Genomic DNA, 12,475 nt, shown 5'->3' with positions numbered 1-12,475 from the left:
CGCGCGACCGCGCCCTCCGGCGACCCGCGCCGCCCCTCCGGCTCGCACGCGCCGCCCGGCTGACCCAGGGTGGACGTGTGCCGAACCGACTCGCCACCGCCACCAGCCCCTACCTGCTCCAGCACGCCGACAACCCCGTCGACTGGTGGGAGTGGGGTGACGACGCCTTCGCCGAGGCGCGCCGCCGCGACGTCCCGCTGCTCGTCTCCGTCGGGTACGCCGCCTGCCACTGGTGCCACGTGATGGCGCACGAGTCGTTCGAGGACCCGGCGACCGCGGCGTTCATGAACGAGCACTTCGTGTGCGTGAAGGTGGACCGCGAGGAGCGCCCCGACGTCGACGCGGTGTACATGGCCGCCACGCAGGCGATGACCGGCAGCGGAGGCTGGCCGATGACGGTCTTCACCACGCCGGACGGGCGCCCGTTCTTCTGCGGCACCTACTTCCCGCCGCGCCGCGTGCAGCAGATGCCGTCCTTCCCGGAGGTGCTTGCGGCGCTCGCCGCGGCCTGGCGCACCCGGCGCGAGGAGGTCCTCGGCAGTGCCGCCACCATCGCCGACGCGCTCGGGCAGCGCCCCTCGCCCGGCGGCCCGGGGGGCGAGGTCGTCGACGAGCGCGTCGTCGCGCGGGCGCTCGGCGCGCTCGGGGCGTCGTTCGACACGCACGACGGGGGGTTCGGCGGTGCGCCGAAGTTCCCGCCGTCGATGGTCCTCGAGTGGCTGCTGCGCCACCACGCACGCACGGGCGACCCCGACGCCCTGGCGATGACGCGCCGCACGCTCGACGCGATGGCGCGGGGCGGCGTGTACGACCAGCTGGCCGGCGGGTACGCGCGGTACTCGGTGGACGCCACGTGGACGGTCCCGCACTTCGAGAAGATGCTCTACGACAACGCCCTGCTCCTGCGGGTGCACCTGCACGCGTGGCGGCTGACGGGGGACGCGCTCGACCGCAGGGTCGCGGAGGAGACCGCGGACTGGCTGCTCGCCGAGCTGCGCACGCCGCAGGGGGGTCTCGCCTCCGCGCTCGACGCCGACAGCGAGGGCCGCGAGGGCGCCTTCTACGTGTGGACGCCGGCGCAGCTGCGCGACGTCCTCGGCGCGGAGGACGGCACCTGGGCCGCGGGTGTCCTCGGGGTCACCGAGGAGGGCACGTTCGAGCACGGCGAGTCGGTGCTCCAGCGGCAGGCCGAGCCCGACGACCCCGAGCGGTACGCCGCCGTGCGGTCGCGGCTGCGTGCCGCGCGCGAGCAGCGCCCCCGGCCGGCGCGCGACGACAAGGTCGTCTCGGCGTGGAACGGCCTGGCGATCGCGGCGCTCGCGGAGGCCGGTGCGCTCCTGGACCGACCGGACTGGGTGGACGCGGCGCGGCGCTGCGCGCGCCTGCTCGCGGACCTGCACACCCGCCGGGCGCCCGACGGCGGTGACCGGCTCGTGCGCACGTCGCGCGACGGCGTGGCGGGGGCGGCGCCGGGCGTCCTCGAGGACTACGCGGACGTCGCCGAGGGCTATCTCGCCCTGGCCGCGGTGACGGGGGAGTCGGAGTGGTCGGCGCGCGCGGAGCGGCTCCTCGCCACCGTGCTCGCGCACTTCGGCGACGGCGAGGGCGGCCTCTTCGACACGGCCGACGACGAGACCGACCCCGTGCTGGGTGCGCTGCGCCGGCCGCAGGACCCGACCGACGGCCCGACGCCCGGCGGACAGCCGGCGGCCGCGGCCGCGCTCGTCACGCTCGCGGCGGCCACCGGGTCGCTCGCGCACCGTGAGGCGGCGGTCGCCGCGCTGCGGGTCCCGCTCCAGCTCGCCGCCCGGTACCCGCGCGCGGCGGGCTGGGCGCTCGCCGCGGTCGAGGCGCTCCTCGACGGTCCCCGCGAGGTCGCCGTGGTGGGGTCGCGGGGGGACGCCGCCACCCGGGCGCTGCACCTGGCCGCGCTGAGGTCGCCCGCGCCGGGCCTCGTCGTCGCGCTCGGCGACCCCGCGGACCTCGACGACGAGGCCCCGGCCCTCCTGCGCGACCGGCCGCTGGTCGACACGCGGGCGGCCGCGTACGTGTGCCGCGGCTTCGTCTGTGAGCGCCCCACCACCGACCCCACCGAGCTGGCGGCACAGCTGAGGGCCTGAGGCGCCGCCGCGGCGTACGCGGACGGCCCGGCGCCCTCCGGTGCGGAGGGTGCCGGGCCGTCGTCGGGCGGGGCCGGTCCAGCGGGACCGTCAGAGCGGCGGCGTGCCGCCCTGGACCGTGCCGCGCCAGGCGCCGGTCTCGGTGCCGCGGCTCTCGATGAACTCCTTGAAGCGCTCGAGGTCCTTCTTGACCTGCCGGTCGTCGACGCCCACGGCGGCGCCGACCTTCTCCACGAGGGAGTCCGGCTCCCAGTCGATCTTCGTCGTGACGCGCGTGGACGTGGGGCTCAGCTGCTCGAAGGACACGTGCCCCGCGTGCGCGGTGCCGTCGACGCTGCGCCACGCGACGACCCGGTCCGGCTCCTGCGCGACGATCTGGGCGTCGAACTCGCGGTGGACACCGCCGATCGAGGTCGTCCAGTGCGTCAGCGTGTCGCTGACCTGCGTGATCTGCTCCACGCCGTTCATGAAGTGCGGGAAGTCCTCGAACTGCGTCCACTGGTCGTACGCGGTGCGCACCGGGACGTCGACGTCGATCGTCTGCTCGATCGTGGGCATGCCGTCTCCTCCTGCGTGATCGGGGGTCGTGCGCGGTCAGGCTAGGGGGAGCCGCCGGCGCCCGCGCGGCGAACGTCCCGCCGGCGGGGGTGCTCAGCGCCTGCTCAGGACCGTGCGTCCGTGCCGGCGTCCGGCGTGCTGGCCCGGCGCTCGGCCGCCGACTCCTGGGAGCGGCGCCGGGTGAGCAGGTGCAGCACGACCCCTGCGGCCAGCAGCGCGCCGGCCAGCAGCCAGTGCCGTGCCTCCTGCTGCGTCAGCAGGCCCAGGCACGTGCCGATGGCCAGGACCGGGACCGGCGTCCACGCCCGGAAGTGGGGGTGGTCGACGTGGTCCTTGCGCAGCACCAGCACGGCCAGGTTGGTGCTGAGGAACACGAGCAGGAGCAGGAGCACCACGGTGGAGGCCAGGTCGACGAGCGAGCCGGTGGCCGTGAGGACCATGGCCACGGCGGTGGTGACCACGATCGCGACGACGGGCGTGCGGCGGTTCGGGAGCACGCGCGCGAGCGGTGCGGGGAGCAGACCCTCCTCCGCCATGCCGTACGCGAGCCGGCTCGACATGATCATGGTGAGCAGCGCGCCGTTGGCGACGGCGATGAGCGCGACGACCGAGAAGAGCTGGAGCGGCACGCCACCGGCGGCACGGACGACCTCGAGCAGCGGGCCGCTGGAGGCGGACAGGTCCTCGGGTGCGACCACGGCGGGCGCGACGATCCCGACCAGCAGGTACACGACGCCGGCCGTCACGAGCGCGCCGAACAGCGCACGCGGGTACACGCGGCGCACGTCGCGGACCTCCTCCGCGACGTTGGCGGAGGTCTCGAAGCCGACGAACGAGTAGAACGCGATCAGCGCCCCGCCCAGCGTGGCTGCGGCGGCGGACGTGCCCGCGGGCAGCTCGAGGAGCCGCGCGGGGTCGCCGTCGCCGCGCCCGAGGACGATCGCGCCCAGCACGACGACGAGGAGGAGGCCGCCCACCTCGATGGCCGTCATGACCAGGTTGGCGCGCATCGACTCCTTGATGCCCCGCGCGTTGAGCGCCGCCACCAGGGCGAGGAAGACGATCGCGGTGGGGATCGCCGGCACGTCGAGGAAGACGCCGAGGTAGTCGCCGCCGAACGCGAGCGAGAGACCTGCCGCCGACGTGACGCCGGCGGCGAGCATCGAGAAGCCCACGAGGAACGAGATCATCGGCCGGCCGAACGCCCGCTGCGCGTACACCGCCGACCCGCCCGCCTGGGGGTACTTGGTGACGAGCTCGGCGTACGACGCGGCCGTGAGCAGCGCCATCACGAGCGCCACGAGCAGCGGCAGCCACACCATGCCGCCGGCCTCGGCGGAGAGCTCGCCGACGAGGGCGTACACGCCGGCACCGAGCACGTCGCCCAGGATGAACAGGAACAGCAGCGGTCCGGTCACGGACCGGTTCAGCCGGGTGGGCGCCTCGGCGCCGCTGTCGGTGCGGGTCACCCGGTCGAGTATTCGCCTGGCGCCCGGTCCGCGCGCGTCGGTCGCAGCGGCCCGCGACGACGGGCGGCGGCGTACGAGGGGAGCCGGAGCGCGGCCGCCCAGCCGTAGGTGCGGTACGGCGCCGGCACGTGCAGGACCGGGTCGAAGCGCACGTCGGCACCGGGGTCGACGTCCTCGGCGACGAGCCGGCCGACGCGGTGCCACGGCCCCCCGGCGCGGGCGGAGAGCAGCACCAGGTCGACCCGCACGTCCGTCCCGCCGGCGTCGCCGCGCGCGCCCGCCACGGGCGCCGCCCCGAGCAGCACGGGACCGTCGGCGGTCCGGAACGGCATGAGGGAGCCGAGCGTCCCGCCCCACGGGGTCAGGCGCGGCGCGAGCACGAACCGCGTGAGGCGCCCCGTCCCCGTGCCCGACAGCAGCAGGTCCTGCGGGCGCCCGTCCACCTCCCAGCGGACCGCGACGCCGTGCACGTCCGGCACACCGGGTGGCAGCCCGACCGACCGGGAGAGCCGCACGACGGCGGGGCCCGCGTACCGCAGCTCGCCACCGGGGGCGTCGGGGTCGTCACCGAGGCGCAGCGTGCCCCGCAGGACGGTGCCGCGCGGGTGCAGGGGGCGCCCCCGGCGGAGCGTGGCGAGCGGGCCGAACAGCGCGCCGAGCGCAAGACCGGCGGCGCGGGCGGCGCGGACGGCCGGGGGACCGGCGGGTGCAGGCATGCGCCCTCCCTGGGGTGCGGCGGGCCGGCGGCCCGGCGTCGCGTGCCCAGCATGGCGAGCGCCGCGGGCGGGTGCGCGCCGAGGCGGACGTCGCCGCCGACGTCCGCGGCGCGCTCCGCCGGCCACGTGGCTAGCCGACCACGTCCCGGAGGCTGTGGGCGACGTGGTCCAGCGCCCCGGGGACGAGCGAGTAGTACGCCCAGCGCCCGCGCTGCTCGCGCGTGAGCAGGCCCGCGTCGACGAGGATCTTGAGGTGGTGGCTGACGGTCGGCTGCGCGAGCCCGACGGGCCCGGTGAGGTCGCACACGCAGGCCTCGCCGCCGTCGTGCGCCGCGACGATCGCCAGGAGCTGCACGCGGGTGGGATCGCCCAGGGCCTTGAAGACGCGCGCGAGCCGGCGTGCGGTCTCGGCGTCGGCCTCCGCGGCGGCCGGTGGCGCGCAGCACCCGGCGGCGGGCGCCGGGGCCGGCGACGGCAGGGCGGGCGCTGTGAGCATGAGCGCATCTTGTCATGCATCGATGAATGTGGATACGTTGGCACCCACACCTATCGACACATCTCGATGCGAGGAGGGCCCATGACCGCGGCCGCACGTGAGGAGCTGCCGGTCGTCGTGATCGGCGCCGGACCCGTCGGGCTGGCCGCGGCGGCCCACCTGCTGGAGCGAGGCCTCGAGCCGCTGGTGCTCGAGGCCGGCGAGCACGCCGGAGCGGCCGTGTCGTCGTGGGGCCACGTGCGGCTGTTCTCGCCGTGGCGCTACGACGTCGACGCCGCGGCGCGCCGCCTGCTCGAGCCCACCGGGTGGGTCGCGCCGGACGGCGACGCGCTGCCCACCGGTGCGGACGTGGTCCGCGACTACCTCACGCCGCTGGCCGCGACGCCCGCGATCGCCTCCCGGCTGCGCACCGGTACGCGGGTGCTGGCGGTGGCGCGGGACGGCGCGGACAAGACCCGCACCCTGGGCAGGGAGCGTCGCGGGTACCGGGTGCGCACGCTGACGCCGGACGGGCGCGTGCAGGACGTCTGCGCCCGCGCGGTGATCGACGCGTCGGGCACGTACGCGACGTCGAACCCGCTGGGCTCGAGCGGGCTGCCGGCGGACGGCGAGCGGGAGGCCGCGGTCTACGTGACCGGGCCGCTGCCCGACGTGCTGGGCGCGCAGCGGGAGCGGTTCGCCGGCCGCCACACGCTCGTGGTCGGCATGGGGCACTCGGCCGCGAACACCCTGCTGAGCCTGGTGGAGCTGGCCGGGTCGGAGCCGGGCACGACGATCACGTGGGCGATCCGCGGCGGCTCGGCACGCCGGCTGTTCGGCGGGGGAGCCGACGACGAGCTTCCCGCGCGCGGGCTCCTCGGCACCCGCCTGAGGGAGGCCGTGGACGCGGGCCGGCTGACCCTGGTGACCCGGGTGTCGATCGAGCGGCTCGTGCCGGCGGGGGAGAGCGTGCGGGTGCTGGGCCGTGCGCAGGAGGACGTGCTGGACCTGCAGGTGCACGCGATCGTGAACGCGACCGGGTTCCGCCCGGACCTCGACATGCTGCGCGAGGTGCGCCTCGACCTCGACCCGGTGGTCGAGTCCCCCGCGCGGCTGGCCGGGCTCATCGACCCGAACGCACACTCCTGCGGCACGGTCCCCCCGCACGGGGAGGCGCTGCTGTCGCACCCGGACGACGGGTTCTACCTGGTCGGGACGAAGTCCTACGGGCGAGCCCCGACGTTCCTGCTGGCGACGGGGTACGAGCAGGTCCGCTCGATCGCCGCGGCGCTGGCCGGGGACCGCGCGGCCGCGGACGCGGTCGAGCTCGACCTGCCCGAGACCGGCGTGTGCTCGACCGACCTCGAGGCCGACGGCGGCTCGTGCTGCGGCACGGCACCCGAGCCGCAGCTGGTGACCCTGGGTGTCGGGGCACCGGCGGGCATCGGGTTCGCCACCGGCGTGGTGCACGGCCGCTCGGGCGACCAGCCGGCGAACGGCACCACGGCGTGAGCGTGCAGCTGCGCCCCGCGCTGCCGGGCGACGTCGCGGGCATCGCGCGGATCTACGACCACTACGTCGCCACGTCGACCGCGACGTTCGAGCTCGACCCGCCCGGTGCGCAGGTGTGGGCGGACAAGCTCGACGCCCTGACCGCGGCCGGGTGGCCGTTCCACGTCGCACTGCTCGACGGGCAGGTGGCCGGGTTCGCGTACGTCGGGCCGTGGCGTGCGCGGCCCGCGTACGCGCACACCGTCGAGGACACGATCTACCTCGACCCCGCGGCGACCGGGCGCGGCATCGGCGGCCGCCTGCTCGCGTCCGTGCTGGACGCGGCGGCGGCAGCCGGCGCCCGGGAGGTGATCGCGGTCGTCGCCGACGGCGACACCGCCCCCTCGCTCGCGCTGCACCGCCGCGCCGGATTCGTCCCGGCGGGGCGGCTCGAGCGGGTGGGCCGCAAGTTCGACCGGTGGCTGGGCACGACCCTGCTGCAGAAGAGCCTGCCGGGGGCGTGAACGCACGGACGGCCCGGACGCCACAGCATCCGGGCCGCCGTCGCGTGCGGGGTCAGGCAGGGTCAGGCGTCGACCGGCCGCACCCCGAGCTCGGCGAGCAGGGTGAGGACCCGGGCGCGGATCTCGTCGCGGATCGGACGGACCGCGTCGACGCCCTGCCCCGCGGGGTCCTCGAGCTTCCAGTCCTCGTACCGCTTGCCCGGGTAGAACGGGCACGCGTCGCCGCAGCCCATGGTGACCACGACGTCGGAGGCCTCGACCGCCTCGGTGGTCAGCACCTTGGGCCGCTCGGCGCGGATGTCGACGCCCTCCTCGAGCATCGCCTCGACGGCCGCGGGGTTGATCTGGTCGGCGGGCATCGAGCCGGCCGAGCGGACCTCCACGGCCCCGCCGGACAGGTGCCGCAGCCAGCCGGCGGCCATCTGCGAGCGGCCGGCGTTGTGCACGCAGACGAACAGCACGCTGGGCGTGGCGGGCACGGTGTGGGCCGCGGTGTCGGTCATCGGGGGTGCTCCTCGGGTCGGTCGGTGGTGGACGGCAGCAGGTCGGCGAGCAGGGCGCGCACGCGCGCGTCGATGTCGTCGCGGATCGCCGCGACGCCCTCGGGCGAGGCGAGGGCAGGGTCGCCGACGACCCAGTCCTCGTAGCGCGTGCCGGGCAGGATCGGGCACGTGTCGCCGCAGCCCATGGTGACGACGACGTCGGCGGCGCGGACGGCGTCGTCGGTCAGCGGCTTGGGGAACACCGCCTCGGCGTCCGTGCCGAGCTCCTCGAGCAGCGGTCGGACCGTCGCGTGCACCGCCCCCGCGGGTGCGGACCCGGCCGAACGGGCGATGACGGCGTCGCCGGCGTGGTGGTGCAGCAGCGCCGCGGCGAGCTGCGAGCGGCCGGCGTTGGCGACGCACACGAAGAGCACCTGCGGCACGTGCGAGCCGCCCGCAGCGGTGCGGGTGATGTCGGTGAGCCGCTGCACGGCGAACCGCTGCGCGGTCGGCACCAGGTGCGCGGTCACGCCGGCGCCGCGGGCCAGGGCCGCGTAGGACTCGCGCACCGTGCGCAGCACGAGGTCCGGCGCCAGGTCCGGGAAGCGGGACGCCAGGCCCTCGGCGACCCGGGTCAGCGTGGCGTCGGCGTCGACGAGCCCGGCCAGCGGCCTGTCGCGGTGCCGGCCGGCGTCGAGGGCGGCGGGGGCGAAGGAGTCCAGCAGCGCGGTGACCGCACCGCGCACGTCCGGGGCGACGCGGTACCAGACCCACGTCCCCCGCCGCTCGGAGGTCAGGACGCCGACGTCCTTGAGCACCTTGAGGTGGTGCGAGACGGTGGGCTGGGAGACGTCGGCCACGCCGGCGATGTCGCACACGCACGCCTCGCCGGTCGGGCTCGTCGTGAGGAACGACAGCATCCGCAGCCGCAGCGGGTCGGCCAGCGCCTTCAGCACGGCCGCGACCCCGTGGGCGGCCTCCGTGCCCATCGCGTGCCCCTCGGGGGTGGGTCCGCAGTCGGAGCCGGTCGGCGCGGCGGGGCGCTCGGGGGACAGGGTGCTCACGGACGGACCTCCTGGTCGAGCGGGGCGGCGTGCGGATCGGTGGCGAACCACCGGCGTGCGGCCCACAGGGAGACGTGGACGAGGCCGACGAGCACGGGGACCTCGACGAGCGGCCCGACGACACCGGCCAGCGCCTGCCCGGAGGTGACGCCGAAGGTGCCGATCGCGACCGCGATGGCGAGCTCGAAGTTGTTGCCGGCGGCGGTGAACGCGAGCGTCGTCGAGCGGGCGTAGCCCAGGCCGAGCGTCCTGCCGGTGGCCAGGCCGACGCCCCACATCACGGCGAAGTAGACGAGCAGGGGCAGGGCGATGCGGGCGACGTCGAGGGGGTTGCGGGTGACCGCGTCCCCCTGCAGCGCGAACAGCAGGACGATCGTGAACAGCAGCCCGTACAGGGCCCAGGGCCCGATGCGGGGGACGAACGAGGACTCGTACCACTCGCGGCCCCTGGTGCGTTCCCCGATCCGGCGGGAGGCGAACCCGGCGACGAGCGGCACCCCGAGGAACACCAGCACGTTGAGCGCGATCTGCCCGACCGAGACGTCCAGGCCCTGGGTGTCCAGGCCGAGCCACCCGGGCAGGACGGTGAGGTAGAACCAGCCGAGCAGCGAGAACGCCACGACCTGGAAGACGGAGTTGATCGCCACGAGCACGGTGGCGGCCTCGCGGTCGCCGCAGGCCAGGTCGTTCCAGATCACGACCATCGCGATGCAGCGGGCGAGGCCGACGACGATCAGGCCGGTGCGGTACTCCGGCAGGTCGGGCAGGAACACCCACGCCAGGGCGAACATCAGCGCCGGCCCGACCAGCCAGTTCAGCACCAGCGAGCTCACCAGCAGCCGCCGGTCGCCGGTCACCGCGGCGAGCCGGTCGTAGCGGACCTTCGCCAGCACCGGGTACATCATGACCAGCAGCCCGAGCCCGATCGGCAGCGAGATCCCGCCCACCTCGAGGCGCGCGAGCCCGTCGGCCAGGGACGGGACGAAGCGCCCGAGCGCGAGGCCGGCCAGCATGGCGGTGCCGATCCAGACGGGCAGCCACCGGTCCAGGGCGGACAGCCTGCGTCCGGCGAGCTGCTGGGGCACCGCGAGGGTCTGCTTCGACACGTCTCTATATTGACAGGCCTCGAGACAGCTGGAAGGCCCGGGCCGGTGAACGCGCGGTGAACACCGCGGTCCCGCGTCGCCCCGCCGGGAACGTGGTTAACATCGGCGTATGACGATGACAGCGGGACCGCGCGACGCCGTGCTGCTGGACGAGACCGCGCTCGACGCCGCCGCGTGCCTCTTCCGCGGCTTCGGCGACCCCTCGCGGCTGACCATCCTGCGCCACCTCGCCCTCGGCGAGCACCGGGTCGTCGACCTGACCGAGCACCTCGGCCTCGCGCAGTCCACGGTGTCCCAGCACCTGGCCTGCCTGCGCGACTGCGGACTGGTCCGCTCGCGCCGCGAGGGGCGCGCGTCCGTGTTCACGCTGGCGCACCCCGAGGCGCTCACGGACCTGCTCGGTGCCGCCGAGAGGCTGCTGGCCCGCACGGGAGACGCGGTCACGCTGTGCCCGGCGTCGGGTGCCGCCGCCACGCACGCCGGGGCGACGGCCTCGTGACCGCGACCGGCGAGCTCGACGCCGTGGAGGTCGAGCGGCTGACGCGCCGGGGGCTGCGGCTGGCCCGGTTCACGGTCGCGTACAACGTCCTCGAGGGCGCCGTCGCCGTCACCGCCGGACTGCTGGCCGGCCTCGTCTCGGTCGTGGGGTTCGGGGTGGACTCGGCGATCGAGTCGATCGCCGCGGTCCTGGTGGCGGTGCGCCTGTCGGCCCGGCTGCGCGACGGCGAGGCGGACGAGCGCAAGGAGCGTCTGACCCTGAAGGCGGTCGCCGTCACGTTCTTCGTGCTCGCCGCGTACGTCACGGTCGAGGGCGTCCGCAGCCTCCTCGACGGCCAGCCGCCGGAGAGCTCGCCGGTGGCCATCGGTCTCCTGGTGACCTCCGTCGTCGTCATGCCCGTGCTGGCGGCGATGAAGCGCGACGTGGGCCGGCGCCTCAAGGACGACCTGATCCTCGCGGACGCCGCCGAGACGCGGATCTGCGTGCTGCTGAGCATCTCCACCCTGGCGGGCGTCGCGCTGCACGCCCTGACCGGCGCCGCGTGGCTCGACCCCGTCGCGGCCTTCGTGATCGCGGCCTTCGCCATCCACGAGGGCAGGGAGGCCTGGGAGGGCGAGCTCGTCGAGGACGAGGACGAGGACGCACGATGAGCGCCGGGCACGGCCACGCGCACGGCACCGCGACGGGCCGGTACCGCTCGCGCCTGGTCCTCGTGCTGGTCATCACGCTCGGTGTCGTCGGCGCCCAGGTCGTCGGTGGGCTGCTCTCGGGGTCCCTGGCCCTGCTCGCGGACGCGGGGCACATGCTCACCGACGCGAGCGGCGTCGCCCTCGCCCTGGTGGCCGGCACCCTCGCGGCGCGGCCCGCGACGAACACCCGCACCTACGGGCTGCAGCGCGCGGAGATCCTCGCGGCCCTGGCCAACGGCCTGCTCCTGGCCGGGCTCGCGATCTGGGTGGTCGTGGAGGCGGTGCAGCGGTGGACGGACCCGCCCGAGGTGGAGACCGGGCTCATGCTCGCCGTGGCGGCCGCCGGCGCCGTCGCGAACCTCGTCTGCCTCGTGATCCTGCGGGCCGGCCGGCGCGAGAGCCTCAACGTGCGCGGCGCCTACCTCGAGGTGCTCGGCGACCTGGTCGGCTCCGTCGCGGTCATCGCCGCCGGCATCGTCATCGCCACGACCGGGTACGCGCGGGCCGACGTCGTCGCGTCCGTCGCGATCGGGGTGTTCATCGTCCCGCGGGCGTGGTCGCTGCTGCGCGACGTCGTCGACGTCCTGCTCGAGGCCACCCCGAAGGGGCTCGACCTCGACCGCGTCCGGGACCACATGCGTCGGGTCCCCGGCGTCGTGGACGTGCACGACCTGCACGCGTGGACCATCACCAGCGGCGTCACCGCGCTGTCCGCGCACGTCGTCGTGGACGACGAGTGCATCGTCGAGGGCCGCCCCGGGGTGGTCCTCGACGCCCTCGACGAGTGCCTCGGCGAGCACTTCGCGATGCGGCACTGCACGCTGCAGCTCGAACCCGTCGGCCACCGTGGGCACGAGGGCGCGGCGCACGACTAGGACGCGTATCCCAATCCTGTTCGAGTCGAAACCGAGGCGGGATAGGTTCGCACGTTTTGGACTCGACGAGCAGATCCTCCGGGTGGGCCGAGCGGCTCCGTGCCGCGGACCTCGACCGGCTGCACCTTCCCGCACCCAGCGTCGAGGAGCACACGGCGGCCCTGCAGGCGTGGAAGCAAGCCGACGATGAGGCCTGAGAGCCCCGGCGGCAGGGGTCCATCCCGCTCGCCACCGAGGCTGTGGATGGTTCGAGTGGCTCATCGTCTCGGGTCCGCTGCGCGGCGCGGTGCGGCTGGGCGGAGACGAAATTCTCCCCGTCGCTCCCGACCTCCGAACGCGCTACCTGGCCTGGCTGGAGGAGGCCGGGAAGCAAGCTGGGGTGGTGGAGCCCGTCCCTGCGCGCGGGT

The 12,475-nt window shown here is 75.5% G+C and carries 13 protein-coding genes; 6 read left to right on the top strand and 7 right to left on the bottom strand.

Annotation, left to right across the window (positions count from 1 at the left end; genetic code table 11):
- Positions 1 to 77: 77 nt before the first annotated feature.
- Positions 78 to 2,120, top strand: a complete 2,043-nt coding sequence (locus E5225_RS09170; RefSeq protein WP_135972388.1) for a thioredoxin domain-containing protein — start codon at positions 78 to 80, stop codon at positions 2,118 to 2,120.
- 90 nt (positions 2,121 to 2,210) lie between these two features.
- Here the strand turns inward: E5225_RS09170 and E5225_RS09165 are convergent, their stop codons facing one another.
- The 4 genes from E5225_RS09165 to E5225_RS09150 all read right to left on the bottom strand — a co-directional run bounded on the left by E5225_RS09165 (position 2,211) and on the right by E5225_RS09150 (position 5,359).
- Positions 2,211 to 2,678, bottom strand: coding sequence for an SRPBCC family protein (locus E5225_RS09165; protein WP_135972387.1), 468 nt, complete (start codon positions 2,676 to 2,678; stop codon positions 2,211 to 2,213).
- Between the two features lie 104 nt (positions 2,679 to 2,782).
- Positions 2,783 to 4,147, bottom strand: a complete 1,365-nt coding sequence (locus E5225_RS09160; protein WP_135972386.1) for an APC family permease — start codon at positions 4,145 to 4,147, stop codon at positions 2,783 to 2,785.
- Positions 4,144 to 4,863, bottom strand: coding sequence for a catalase family protein (locus E5225_RS09155; protein WP_135972385.1), 720 nt, complete (start codon positions 4,861 to 4,863; stop codon positions 4,144 to 4,146). Before E5225_RS09155 ends, E5225_RS09160 begins: the two co-directional genes overlap by 4 nt.
- A gap of 130 nt (positions 4,864 to 4,993) precedes the next feature.
- Positions 4,994 to 5,359 (bottom strand): ArsR/SmtB family transcription factor, encoded by a 366-nt coding sequence (locus E5225_RS09150; RefSeq protein ID WP_135972384.1) that lies wholly within the window; start codon positions 5,357 to 5,359, stop codon positions 4,994 to 4,996.
- 81 nt (positions 5,360 to 5,440) lie between these two features.
- Between E5225_RS09150 and E5225_RS09145 the strand changes: the two genes are divergently transcribed.
- Together E5225_RS09145 and E5225_RS09140 are read left to right on the top strand one after the other, a co-directional pair.
- Entirely contained in the window at positions 5,441 to 6,850 is a 1,410-nt protein-coding gene (locus E5225_RS09145) for an FAD-dependent oxidoreductase (protein WP_135972383.1), read from the top strand.
- The gene (locus E5225_RS09140) at positions 6,847 to 7,353 is read left to right on the top strand and encodes a GNAT family N-acetyltransferase (RefSeq protein WP_135972382.1); all 507 of its coding nucleotides are present in this window, start codon (positions 6,847 to 6,849) and stop codon (positions 7,351 to 7,353) included. The genes E5225_RS09145 and E5225_RS09140 overlap by 4 nt, the downstream gene beginning before the upstream one ends.
- Before the next feature lie 62 nt (positions 7,354 to 7,415).
- Here the strand turns inward: E5225_RS09140 and E5225_RS09135 are convergent, their stop codons facing one another.
- From E5225_RS09135 to arsB, 3 genes are read right to left on the bottom strand one after another with little or no spacing between them, the layout of a single operon-like run.
- Positions 7,416 to 7,856 carry an arsenate reductase ArsC gene (locus tag E5225_RS09135; protein ID WP_135972381.1) on the bottom strand — a complete coding sequence of 147 codons (441 nt, stop codon included), beginning with the start codon at positions 7,854 to 7,856 and terminating at the stop codon, positions 7,416 to 7,418.
- Positions 7,853 to 8,899 (bottom strand): metalloregulator ArsR/SmtB family transcription factor, encoded by a 1,047-nt coding sequence (locus E5225_RS09130; RefSeq protein ID WP_243738105.1) that lies wholly within the window; start codon positions 8,897 to 8,899, stop codon positions 7,853 to 7,855. Before E5225_RS09130 ends, E5225_RS09135 begins: the two co-directional genes overlap by 4 nt.
- Positions 8,896 to 10,005 carry an ACR3 family arsenite efflux transporter gene (gene arsB, locus E5225_RS09125; RefSeq protein ID WP_279536521.1) on the bottom strand — a complete coding sequence of 370 codons (1,110 nt, stop codon included), beginning with the start codon at positions 10,003 to 10,005 and terminating at the stop codon, positions 8,896 to 8,898. The genes E5225_RS09130 and arsB overlap by 4 nt, the downstream gene beginning before the upstream one ends.
- A 109-nt stretch (positions 10,006 to 10,114) precedes the next feature.
- Here arsB and E5225_RS09120 point away from each other — a divergent pair, with 109 nt between their 5' ends.
- The 3 genes from E5225_RS09120 to E5225_RS09110 are packed head-to-tail and all read left to right on the top strand — an operon-like array spanning position 10,115 to position 12,068.
- Positions 10,115 to 10,504, top strand: coding sequence for an ArsR/SmtB family transcription factor (locus E5225_RS09120; protein ID WP_166435896.1), 390 nt, complete (start codon positions 10,115 to 10,117; stop codon positions 10,502 to 10,504).
- Positions 10,501 to 11,154: a cation diffusion facilitator family transporter gene (locus E5225_RS09115; RefSeq protein ID WP_135972380.1), complete on the top strand. Its 654-nt coding sequence runs from the start codon at positions 10,501 to 10,503 to the stop codon at positions 11,152 to 11,154. Before E5225_RS09120 ends, E5225_RS09115 begins: the two co-directional genes overlap by 4 nt.
- Positions 11,151 to 12,068, top strand: coding sequence for a cation diffusion facilitator family transporter (locus E5225_RS09110; RefSeq protein WP_135972379.1), 918 nt, complete (start codon positions 11,151 to 11,153; stop codon positions 12,066 to 12,068). Before E5225_RS09115 ends, E5225_RS09110 begins: the two co-directional genes overlap by 4 nt.
- The last annotated feature ends 407 nt before the right edge of the window (positions 12,069 to 12,475 follow it).

It is taken from the genome of Cellulomonas shaoxiangyii, assembly GCF_004798685.1.
In the GTDB taxonomy this organism is placed as follows: domain Bacteria; phylum Actinomycetota; class Actinomycetes; order Actinomycetales; family Cellulomonadaceae; genus Cellulomonas; species Cellulomonas shaoxiangyii.
Note: the sequence above shows the minus strand (reverse complement) of the source record. Positions and strands in the feature narration are given on the sequence as shown.

Bases quoted from the DNA above. Each gene is read 5' to 3' on its own strand.
- E5225_RS09110 (WP_135972379.1), top strand. From the start codon at position 11,151: ATGAGCGCCGGGCACGGCCACGCGCACGGCACCGCGACGGGCCGGTAC.
- E5225_RS09165 (WP_135972387.1), bottom strand. From the start codon at position 2,678: ATGCCCACGATCGAGCAGACGATCGACGTCGACGTCCCGGTGCGCACC.
- E5225_RS09135 (WP_135972381.1), bottom strand. From the start codon at position 7,856: ATGACCGACACCGCGGCCCACACCGTGCCCGCCACGCCCAGCGTGCTG.
- E5225_RS09120 (WP_166435896.1), top strand. From the start codon at position 10,115: ATGACGATGACAGCGGGACCGCGCGACGCCGTGCTGCTGGACGAGACC.
- E5225_RS09155 (WP_135972385.1), bottom strand. From the start codon at position 4,863: ATGCCTGCACCCGCCGGTCCCCCGGCCGTCCGCGCCGCCCGCGCCGCC.
- E5225_RS09150 (WP_135972384.1), bottom strand. From the start codon at position 5,359: ATGCTCACAGCGCCCGCCCTGCCGTCGCCGGCCCCGGCGCCCGCCGCC.
- E5225_RS09145 (WP_135972383.1), top strand. From the start codon at position 5,441: ATGACCGCGGCCGCACGTGAGGAGCTGCCGGTCGTCGTGATCGGCGCC.